General features: G+C 58.9%; 4 protein-coding genes. All 4 read right to left on the bottom strand.

The genetic code is table 11. From position 1 onward, the window contains the following. Positions 1-72: 72 nt before the first annotated feature. The 4 genes from NE584_RS18340 to NE584_RS18325 all read right to left on the bottom strand — a co-directional run bounded on the left by NE584_RS18340 (position 73) and on the right by NE584_RS18325 (position 10549). On the bottom strand, positions 73-1812 hold the full coding sequence (locus NE584_RS18340; protein WP_256183448.1) for a M23/M56 family metallopeptidase: 1740 nt from the start codon (positions 1810-1812) through the stop codon (positions 73-75). Continuing rightward, positions 1809-2192 (bottom strand): BlaI/MecI/CopY family transcriptional regulator, encoded by a 384-nt coding sequence (locus NE584_RS18335; RefSeq protein ID WP_108980254.1) that lies wholly within the window; start codon positions 2190-2192, stop codon positions 1809-1811. Before NE584_RS18335 ends, NE584_RS18340 begins: the two co-directional genes overlap by 4 nt. 233 nt (positions 2193-2425) lie before the next feature. Further along, on the bottom strand, positions 2426-9340 hold the full coding sequence (locus tag NE584_RS18330; protein WP_256183446.1) for an S-layer homology domain-containing protein: 6915 nt from the start codon (positions 9338-9340) through the stop codon (positions 2426-2428). A gap of 309 nt (positions 9341-9649) precedes the next feature. After that, positions 9650-10549, bottom strand: coding sequence for an alpha/beta fold hydrolase (locus NE584_RS18325; RefSeq protein ID WP_202973706.1), 900 nt, complete (start codon positions 10547-10549; stop codon positions 9650-9652). Positions 10550-10718 lie beyond the last annotated feature (169 nt).

Below are 10718 nucleotides of genomic sequence, written 5' to 3'. Positions count from 1 at the left end.
CGCCCCCGGCGGGGGGGGCGCGCCCCCCCCCCGGGGGTTTTTTGCGCCTTTTGGGGAATGAGGAGCCCCCTGTCACCTGCCGGTCACAGACAGCTCCAGGCCCGGATAGGCGGCCGCCGGGTCCGTGGGGACGCCGTTCTCCGCCAGCTCCAGGTGCAGGTGGGGGCCGGTGGCCCTCCCGGTGGCGCCCACATAGCCGATGACCTCCCCCTGCTCCACCGTCTCCCCCGTCACTGCCGTGATTTGGGAGAGCTGGCCGTAGGTGGTGGTCCAGCCGCCCCCGTGGGCCAGGATCACCCGGTCACCCAGTCCGCCCTCCCCGTCCCAGCCCGCCGCTTCCACCGTGCCGGAGGCGGCGGCCAGCACCGGCGTCCCCTCCGGAGCCGGGATGTCGATGCCGGTATGGTCTGTCCTCTGTCCGGTCACAGGGTGGACCCGGCCGCCGAACAGGGCGGACAGGGTATGATACCCCTCCACCGGCCAGAGCCAGCCGCTCCCGGCGCCCTGGGGCTGTGACGCCAGGGCCAGCAGGTCCGCCTCCCCGTCCCAACTGTCCTCCCCTCGGACCAGAGATATGTGGAGGGTCAGCTGGGTGTAATATCCCTCTCCCTCCGCCTGCCGCAGCCTGGGCTCTATCGGGATCTCATAGGAGCGCCCCGGTTCCCAGACGCCCGGCGTGTCCAGGTGGACGCTCATGGAGACCTGGTCCGCCGCCACGTAGCGGCCGGAGATCTGCACCCTCCAGTCCTCTCCCTCCTCCAGCTCGGGCAGAGTGAAGCGCACCTGGCTCCCTTCTTCGTTGAGGGTCACGCTCTCCGTCACCTGCTGGAGCCGCGCCGCCGCCTCCTGGGGAAGGTCCTGGGCCCCGGCGGCGGAAGAGGGCCCCCAGGCCACCGCGCCGCCGCAGAGCAGTGCGGCGCACACCACAGCCGCCACCAGAGCGGTCCCCTTCTTTTTTTGTAAAAACAGGTTCATGATCCTTCCTTTCATCTCCGTGCCCCCCAGCCGGGTAGTCAGGGCCGCGGTCACGCCCCCTGACGATGCCTGCAGGAGCACCTGTCCATAGCGGCGGCGGAAGCCGTTGTCCTGTCCCTCCACCACCGCCTCGTCACAGTACAATTCCAGATCCCGGCCCGCCTGTCCGGCCATCCGCCACACCAGGGGGTTGAACCAGTGGACCGCGTTTGCCAGCAGCATGACTCCCTTGTACCACAGGTCCCTCCGCCGGATATGGCAGAGCTCATGGCGCAGGATCAGGGGCAGGTCCGCCTCCGGCACCTCCGGCGGCAGCACGATCACCGGGCGCAGCAGGCCCAGGGTCATGGGGGTGTCCACCCCGGCTCGCAGCACCGGCACCGTCCCACCCAGGGCCTCCAGCGCCGCCTGGTCTCCCGCCCGCGCCTGGCTGCCCTCTAGGATCTTTCTTCGGGCCCGCAGGTAGCCCCCGCCCTCCACGCCGAGGAAGAGGACCGCCCCCGCCGCCCAGAGCCAGGAGAGCGCCTCGGTCAGTTCGGCGGCGCCTCCCGCTCCGCCTGCCTGCGGTCCCCGGACGGACGCGGGACCCGAGATCCCCGGAAGGGAAACGAGTGTTTCCTCCGCCGCTGGCGCAGGGACCACCTGGGACAAAGCGGTCCCCACCGGGACCGGGACGGGCAGGGGGATCAGCAGGCGCAGGGCCAGCACCAGCCACAGCAGGTAACAGCTCCCTGCCCGGTAGCGCCTGCGGATGGCGCCGCTCAGCCCCAGCAGCGGGAGCAGGAGCAGGGAGGTGGCGAGGGAGACCCAGACCACCCGCTCCACCAGCGCCGTCATGTCTCCTCTCCCCCGCTCAGGCGGTCCAGCAGTGCCTGGAGCTCCTCCAGCTCCGCCGGTTCCACCCTCTTTCCGTCGTAGAGCGCCGCCGCGAACCGGGAGATGGAACTGCCGTAGAGCTTTTTCAGAAAGCTCTCTCCCTCGCTGCGTTGATAGTCCTCCCGGGCCACCATTGCTGTATAGGTGTTTACCTTACCAGTTTTTTTGCAGGATAGAAAGCCCTTCTCCTCCAGCCGCTTCAGATAACTGTGCAGGGCACTGGCCGTGAGCGGGCGCTCCAGCCCCTCCAGAATGGCTGGGGCGGACACTGGGCCCCCCGCCCCCCATACCACCAGCATAATGTCCAGCTCCGACTCCGGCAGATGACGGTTCTCCCCCATCTGGTTCCCTCCTTTTTTGCAAATGCAGAATATCCTGTGTCTATATTCTATATTTGCAGAAAATATTTGTCAAGGCATTTTTGCATTTGCAAACAATTTTATTTTAAAGCACGGCGGCCGGCAGTCAACACATCTCATCCAGAGATGCCTGACGCCGGCCGCCGTGCTGCTATTTCAATAATCCTCTTTGTACTTTAATAGCCTTTCAATTACAATAAGTATGCTATTTTCTGTTATTTTGCGATCTCCTCGCAGAACTGCATCAGCATAACTGCAAACTGAGCCCGTGTGGCACTGCCCTGGGGCACGATCGTGTTGTTGCCCATGCCGGAGATCAATCCGGCGCCGGCAGCCCAGCTCATAGCCTCCTGTGCATAGGTGCTGACACTGGACATGTCGGCAAAGGAAGACAGGCTGGCCTTCTCGGACACATCGTATCCCTTGGACTTGGCAAAGCTGTACAGGATCATCGCCACTTGTTCCCGGGTAACGTTGTCGTTGGGGCCAAAGGTCCCGTCTCCATAGCCGCTGACCACACCGTTGGCAGCGGCCCAGTTGACCGCACTGGCATACCAGGTGCCCGCAGCCACATCGGTAAAGGTGGATGTTCCACCAGCCGGAGCTCCCTCCATGCTGTACAGGACCTGCGCCACCATGGCTCTGGTCAGGGTCTGGTTGGGGCTGAAGGCAGCGGCGCCAGTGCCGGACATCAGTCCGTTCTCATAGGCATAGAGAACCGCATCATAGAACCAGTCTCCGGCCTTGACATCGGAGAAGGTCATGGTATCAGGCTCCTGTGCCGTCTCCCCTGTCTTCACAAAGCTGACCTCCACCTCTACCTTGGAGTCAGGCATGGTAAAGGTATAGCGGGTGTCGCTCTGTTTGGTGACACGTACATCGTCTCCGTCCCGGTCGGTCACGGTGACGTCGTCCACCTCATAGCCGGAGGCGGGAGTCACGGTGATGGTCACTCTGGTGCCCTCGGATGCATTTTGGGGACTGACGGACACGGTCCCCTTTCCGCTGCCGGCGCCGACAGAAACGGTGTATCTGCTGGAGCTGGAGGAACTGCTGTCGTCATCATCGTCATCGTCATCCGGGGTCACTGCGCCGGGGATATAGTCGATCTTCACCGCGTCATTTTTCTCAAAGGCGGAGGGGCTGTAATACCGGGTGAGAGAGCCATCGCTGCCCTTCACAAAGCTGAAGTGCTCCATGAAGTCCCACAGGACGGGCATATCACTGGGATAGCAGTTGTGGGGACGCAGCAGGCACAGAGCCCACTGGACCAACGGTACATCCACACCGTCGATAGTCTTCGTCCAGCTGTACACATCCGGATGACGGCTGTCAGCGCTGAAGTGCTGGTCTGCATCTTCGGCCGTGAACTCCTTATCGATCCCATTGGCCTTCAGCATATACTTAGCCCAGTTCTGCAGAGAGGTGGATTCAAAGCCCTTGGGCATATCCCCCAGGTCCATCTGACCTGCAATGAGCATGGTCGGAATGGTCTCAAAGGCAGAATTTTCTTTTTCTGCAGCTGCCGCTGAGGTAGAGCCAACTGCCGCAAAGAACTCAGGATTGGTCACTGCAAAGCCCTGGGTTGCCGCCGAACCGGCAGACTGGCCGGAACCATAGATCCGGTTGAAGTCCAGGTCGGCATAGCTGCCGTCGATCTTCTCCTCCATCAAGGTGACAAGAGACTGATAGAACTTGTCGGAGTCGGCGTGGGACACGCTGCTGGGACTGGAACTGTATGTCTCGCACACAAAGGCCAGAGCAATGCCCTCTTTCTCCGCGAGCTGCCACCACAGGGTGGAGTCCATAAAGATGGAGTCAGTCTGGCTGTTGCCGGGATAGAGCATCAGGATAGGCAGTTCCTTGCCCTCAAAGCCCTCAGGGATATACAGGATATACTCCCGGGGGTCCCATTTCCCGTCGCCGCTGTTGTCGCTGAACGCGATCACGCCTGCCTGAACGGTGCCGTGACCGGCGATCTTTATATCCTCCTGGCCCCAGATCTGGGTGCCGTCGGACAAAGTGGATTTCACCTGGCCGTCCTTGGCATCCTGCTGGGCAGCTACCCGGGCGGAGGTGTAGTCCAGACGCTGGGCAATGGCGTTGGAATAGGGGAAGGTGTTGTCATAGCGGGTATAGTCGGACAGCCACTCATAGATCGCCTGCGCGTCTGCACCTGTGCCCGCGATCTCCACCTTGGAGATGCCGTGCCCCGCGCCTTCCTCCTTCAGCTGGCCGTTGGCGTATTCGGTGGCATAGGCCTTGGAAGCAATATCCTGCCAGTACACACCGGCACCGGTCCCCGTGGCCGCGCAGTCGTTGGCGGACTGCCAATAGTTCTCGCTCCCTGTGTAACCCGCCAGATAGGTGGGAACGGGCACATCCTTGGGGGCGATCTGTCCGCCGATGCCCACCTGATTCAGAGTCTCATCCAGCACATCGGTAATATCGCCGTTGGAGCTCTTTCCGTCATAAGGAGTGCTGGCCACGGCGGTGAGAGCATCCGCACCGGCACTGGTCCCATCCACATAGGCCTGGCTGATGACAAAGATGGGGTTGGCGGCCGCCCACAGCTCCAGCGCCGCGGCGCCCTTGCCGTAGCCTGCCAGGTAGAACTCACCGAAGGTGGAGAACACGTTCTGCTTATGGATGTTGTTGCCGCTCTTCAGGAAGGCGATAGCGGCCTCCACATAGGCGCTCTCATCCTGGGCAGAGCCCCAGCCCCCCGCGCCGGGCTCCAGCACGAACAGGCCCTCGCCCTTCGCGTTAGCCAGTTCGAACCAGCCATTGTCCCGCAGGAATTCGTAGGTATCTACATCGTCCGGCACAGCCACCACAGTGAAGTAGGAGCGGATGGAGGCCTCAGGGGCGATGTACACCTTTACGGTGCGGGCGTCATTGGCAATGTCGCCATCGCCGTCCACGTCGATGTTCTTGGTGTACCAGCCGGTCAGGGGCAGCTGAGCCGCCTGGGACCAGTCTTTCTCCAGGTTGGTGATGCTGTCAAAGTCAGAGGCTGCACCTGTACTGGTCTGATCCACCTTAACGGGTGTTCCATGACCAACACCATCCTTATAGTACAGGAGGGTCTGGTCATCTGCGCCTCTCTCCCACTTGCTGAACCAGTTTTCCCACAGCTCGTTCAGGTCACTGGGGACCAGGTTGTGGCCCCGGCCGTAGCACTGGCTCCATACAAAGATGGGCACCTCGCCGCCGCCGAAGTCCCTGGACCAGATGTAGTTTTTATAGCGGTTTGCCGCCTCAGTTGGATTGACGATCAGGCTGATGGGGGCCTGCTGGGAGCCGATCTGTTCCTCTGTGATGCCGCTCTCCACTTTGGGCGTAGCTACCAGCTCGTCCAGGGTCTTGCCCAGCAGCCTCTGTGCCCAATAGGTCTGGGTGTCGGTCGTCCAGGTGCACTGTTTGGCTCCCTGAGAACCGGTCCACTCCCCGGCCTCCAATGCGCCCAGCTTCATGGGCCAGTAGTCGTACTCGCCGTAAATGGCGTAGAAGGGCACCACCAGCTGTGAGCCGTTCTTCTGGGCCGTAGTCCGAACGCCGGAGGTAATGCCGAATGCGGCAAACAGCTCCACAGTTCTGGGGTCCTGGGCCAGAGTGTTGGCGGTGGCTCCGCCGCCGGCGGACTGACCGTAGCCATAGATCCGGTCCTCATCCACCGTCACGCCCGCCTTTTTACAGTCGTCCTTGACCAGCTCCAGCAGGTCCAGCATATAGTCGGCGTTGCCGGTCAGGTCGTAGGTGACCGCGATAAATCCGTACTCGTCGGCGGCCTCCTTGATGTCGGTGGCCTCCAGGAATACCATGGCGGTCTGACCGGCGCCGTGGGTGGTCACCACCAGGGGCGCGGGAGAACCGCTGGACTTCACGCTGTTGGGGATATAGATGATGTAGGTCCGGTTGGTGCCCTCCCACATGTGGTCCCGGTAGAGCACCCTGTCGGTGTCCTGGTTGGTGTAGGGCAGGCGCTGGGTGATGAAGTGGCCGTACACCGAGTTGTTGTCATAGCCGCTGTAGTAGGTCAGGAAGGAGTTGATGTTCTCCGTCAGCGCGGGGTCGGCCATGTCGGAGACAGACTCATTCTGCACCGCCACCTGGGTCTTTACATCGCTGAAGGAGGTGGCGATGGCATCAGAGTTTGCCTTGTCCTGCCAGTAGACCTGGCCGTAATTGCTGTCGGGGTCTGCGGTCGGCAGGCAGTCATTGACATCCTTCCAATAGGCGATCAGGGATTCGCTGGTATTGCCTACGAACCAGGTGGGGATGGGGATATCGTTGTAGTGCTGGGCCTCAAAGGTCCGTTTCTGGGTAATTTGATTGCCATCCTTGTCGGTGTACCCCTCGAAATCCATATGGTTGGGCTGGGGCGTCTTTCCCACCTGGGTCTCACCGGCCGCTTTCAGCAGAGCATCATAAGCCGCATCCGCCTGAGCATCCACATAGACCTGGCTGATCATCTTCAGGGGGTTCTGGGCGGCCCACAGCTGCAGGGCGGGGGCGCCGTCTCCGTAGCCCACCAGATAGTGGTAGGTGAAGGCGGAGTAATAGGTCCCGCTGCTGACCAGGGTGCCCATAGCCGCGTCCACATAGGCCAGCTCGTCTTCCGCACTGCCCCAGGTCCCGTTCTCGGGCTTCATGATCAGCAGGCAGGCCAGCGTCTCGTCCGCGATGTCAAACCAGCCGGACTTCTCCAGGAATTCCGTGCTGTCCACGCCGGAGGGAAGCGCCATGCTGATCCAGTACTCCCGCTGACGGGCTCCCTCAGGGATGTAGACCTCGATCTCCCGGCTGTCCGCCCCGCGGGCGCTGTCGTTTACGCTGATCTGGTAGGTAAAGTATCCATTGATCCGCTGATAGGAGCCGATGCTGGCGTCCGCTTTCTCAGTGTCTTCAATGGGGGTGGGCTCGCTGACGGAAGAGCTTGTTCCTTCATTCAGTTCCGACTTATTTTTTGACAGGAGCCAGTCCACCATTCCGTCATAGCCGCCCGGATCATTGTCGCCATACTTGGTATCAAAGTACTTACCCAAGCTGCTGTCCTCGTCACTGTAATTCTCGTTGTACGCCTCATCATTATAGTAGGCATACCACAGATAGGTAGGCTTCATAGTGGAGTGGAAGCTGCTCTCGTTCATATCCGTATAGAGCTTATCATTCAGATAGGTAAAACGGACATTATCTTCCAGCCACTCAGTATCTTTCCCTGCTGCTTTATAATCGTTTACAAATGCCTCATACATCACTTCCGCAGTCAGGGGCGGAGAAATAAAATCATTGACACCCTGGAAGAACCAGAGAGCTACATTATTATCCGCTGCAAACTGGAAAATCTCCTCATGCATCTCCACGGCATTTTCCTCTTTGGAGAGCTTGGAGCTGTATCCACCGTTTTGGATCACTACGGCTGTAATATAATCGGCACAGTCTCGAAGCAGAGCGGTGGTGCGCCCAGCCCCTTGGGATGTTCCGGATACATAGACGCGGTCTCTGTCCACTGCAAATTCACTTAGTGCGTAGCACAACGCAACGCGGAACGCATCGTCACGCTCATAACCATCTTCCCGGGGCGAGTTCCCGGTGTAATACTGAGGTGCAACCAGGATCACGTCGTCATATCCCATGTCCTCCGTGGTTGCCCACACACCGTCCATCATGCTGATGTTGAAATGGACTCCAGCATTGGTCAGTTTTTCACCTTCCTCAGTCTCAACTGTAGTAAGACATTCGCCAGTACCATGGGCAAACAGAACCAGAGGGTACTCTTTGTTCTCATCATAGTTGTCTGGGAGCTGGTACCAAATATTTACACCCAAACCAGCTAGTGTGGCCTCCTTCAAATCTCCAAGGAGATCATCTTCCATGAGGTTTTGATGGTCATTCTTGTCAGTGTTACTACTAATCGAGTACTTGAAATGATTGTTCTTGAAAGTGAATTCCTTCAAATACGCATTTGCCTCAGCATCATCCAAATGAACATATTTGAATTCGTCTAATACCTCATGATCAATCTTATCCTGCTCGATTTTGATCTCGTTGTCAGCATCACCAGGGACTACAGCCTCTTCCTCAGCTGCCAGGATGTCCTCCTGCTGAACCAAGCGCACATCGTAGCAGTTCATCAGGTCCTTACGGACGGAGATGCTTTCTGTGTCTCCGTTTGTATCCTCATAGTAGTACAAATCAGCTACTAAGCCGACCTTATCAAAATCATCGAGCTCAATGACGACGTACTCGCCCTCAACGCTGCCGGAAGTCAGCAATTCCGGTTCATTATTGGTATAAACCCGTGCAATTTTGGCATCAGCTGTTTCTTCTGTCAGATTGTTACTGACTACGCGGACCACAAAGGCATCTTCATTCAGATTCTTTGAATCCACAGTCCAGGGATACTCCACTATAACAGCCTTCAGCTTCTGCCCAAAATGCCCTGGCATGGTCAACGCCTGCACACTGACAATCTCCATCTCTTCAGGCTGTGCCAGCGGCTCCAGACCATTGCTTACCGGCGGCTGACTGCCCTCTTGAGTCAGCTTCTCTCCGTCTTGGATAAGTTCTTCCCCGTCTTGAGGCGGTCCAGATGGCTCTTCTTCGTCCTCAGGCTGCTCGTCCTCAGAGGTCGGCTGCTCCTTTTTCATCTCCAGCCAGGGTTCCCCCCCGCTCATTGACAGTGCGGAATCCTCTTCCTCCCAAGTATGGCGCAGGCGGAGGTCCATCCCTTCCTCTGTGCCCTCAGAGATATCGTGGTTGGTGGTGAAGCCACCAACCACGAGGAGAGCGCTCTCCTCGTCGACTGTCACTTCCTGGATCTGGATCTCTGTAAATTCCTCGTCCTGGGGACCGCGCCCTTCCAACAGGTAGCTCTCCCCATTCAGTCCGCTGAGATCTGTCCCCTCTTCATAGACGATCTCGATCTGCTTCAGTTCATTTCCGGTCTCCGTCTCCTCAGTGTAAGCCTGGATGCTCACCACGTCGCTCATGACCGGCTGCCCAGATCTTACTTCCTCTTCCGGGCCCCCCTCCGGCTCCACCGCCAGCGCGCTACCACCCAGCAGCGACAACAGCATGGTGCCGGTCAGCACGGAAGAAATGATCCGCTTTGACAATCGCTTCATTTTTTACATTTCTCCTTTCACCGTTTTCCTCTGCTTCAACTGTGCCTCTCTCATCCGCTCCCTTCCACTGCACGTTCAGGCCTCAGCAGGTCTGAAAATTTTGTGCAAAATTTTCCCAAAAGAAAATTTGTTTCTTTTGACCACTTTTTTCTTTTGAAGTTAACTCAAATTGTAATATTAAACAATTTTAACTTCCAATACGACTTTCTCATGTATTCATGTGACATTTTCATGTTTTCTTTTAACCAGACAGCGCCCCGCCGCGGACTCTCTCCACGGCGGGGCGCTGTCTTTTTCTTGCGTCTGTTGTCAAAGGAAGTTTTCCACCGCCTCCAGCATGGGGAGAGGGGCCTCCTCAGGGATAAAATGGCCGCAGGGCAGGTTGTGTCCCTGAATGTGGTCTCCAAATTTGGCCCAGCACTCCAGGGGGCGGAAGAACCGCTCCACCAGTCCGTTTGCCCCCCACAACACCAGGGTCTCGGCCCGGATCTTCCGCCCGGCCCGCAAATCCTCCTCGTCCAGCGCCAGATCCACCGTCTCCCCCGCCCGGTACTCCTCACAGATGGCGTGGATGGTTTCCACGTTGTAGTGCCTCAGATACTCGTCGTAGACGTCCTGGGGAAATGCCTCGGCTGAGGTGTCGTTCTCCGAGTGATACCGGGCAATGTGCAGGGAATAGCGGAAAAACTGCTTCCGGCTGGACAGGATCATGTCCTCCGGCAGCGGGGCCTCCTGGGTAAAGAAATACCACTGGAACAGCGCCTTGGCAAACTCCCGGGTGGAGAGGCTGTACATGTCATAGGTGGACACGATATCCAGCAGCACCAGTTTATTTACCGCCTCCGGATGGTCCAGCGCCATGCGGTAGGCCACCCGGGCCCCCCGATCATGCCCCATGACGTGGAAGCGTTCAAAGCCCAGGGCCCGCATCACCTCGATTTGGTCCTCCGCCATAGTCCGCTTGGAGTAGTTGCTGTGGTCAGGCAGCCCCTCCGGCTTTCCGCTGTCCCCGTAGCCCCGCAGGTCGGTGGCCACCACTGTGAAGCGCTCCGCCAGCTGGGGCGCCACCTTGTGCCACATCAGACAGGTCTCCGGGTGCCCGTGGAGGAGGAGGAGCGGCTCCCCCTGCCCCATCCTGACCCCGTGGATTTCCACACCGTTGGCCTGGATGTTGAATTCCTCTCCCTGCATCCGCATCGGTCTCTTCACCCTTTCCTCTATATTGAGCACTCTGCCCAATTTTAAGTTTCTTCTGCCCCCTATTTTAGCAGATGTCCCCACGTTGGACTATTTTGCTTTTTTCATCGACCTATGGCCTCCATGCATACCGGCCCTTCAAACAAAGCAGCGGGGGGGCCCGCCGGCGCCGGCGCGGGCG

Source organism: Clostridium sp. DFI.5.61, from assembly GCF_024462915.1.
In the GTDB taxonomy this organism is placed as follows: Bacteria; Bacillota; Clostridia; order Oscillospirales; family Oscillospiraceae; genus Lawsonibacter; species Lawsonibacter asaccharolyticus.
This window is presented reverse-complemented; position numbering and strand designations above follow the sequence as displayed.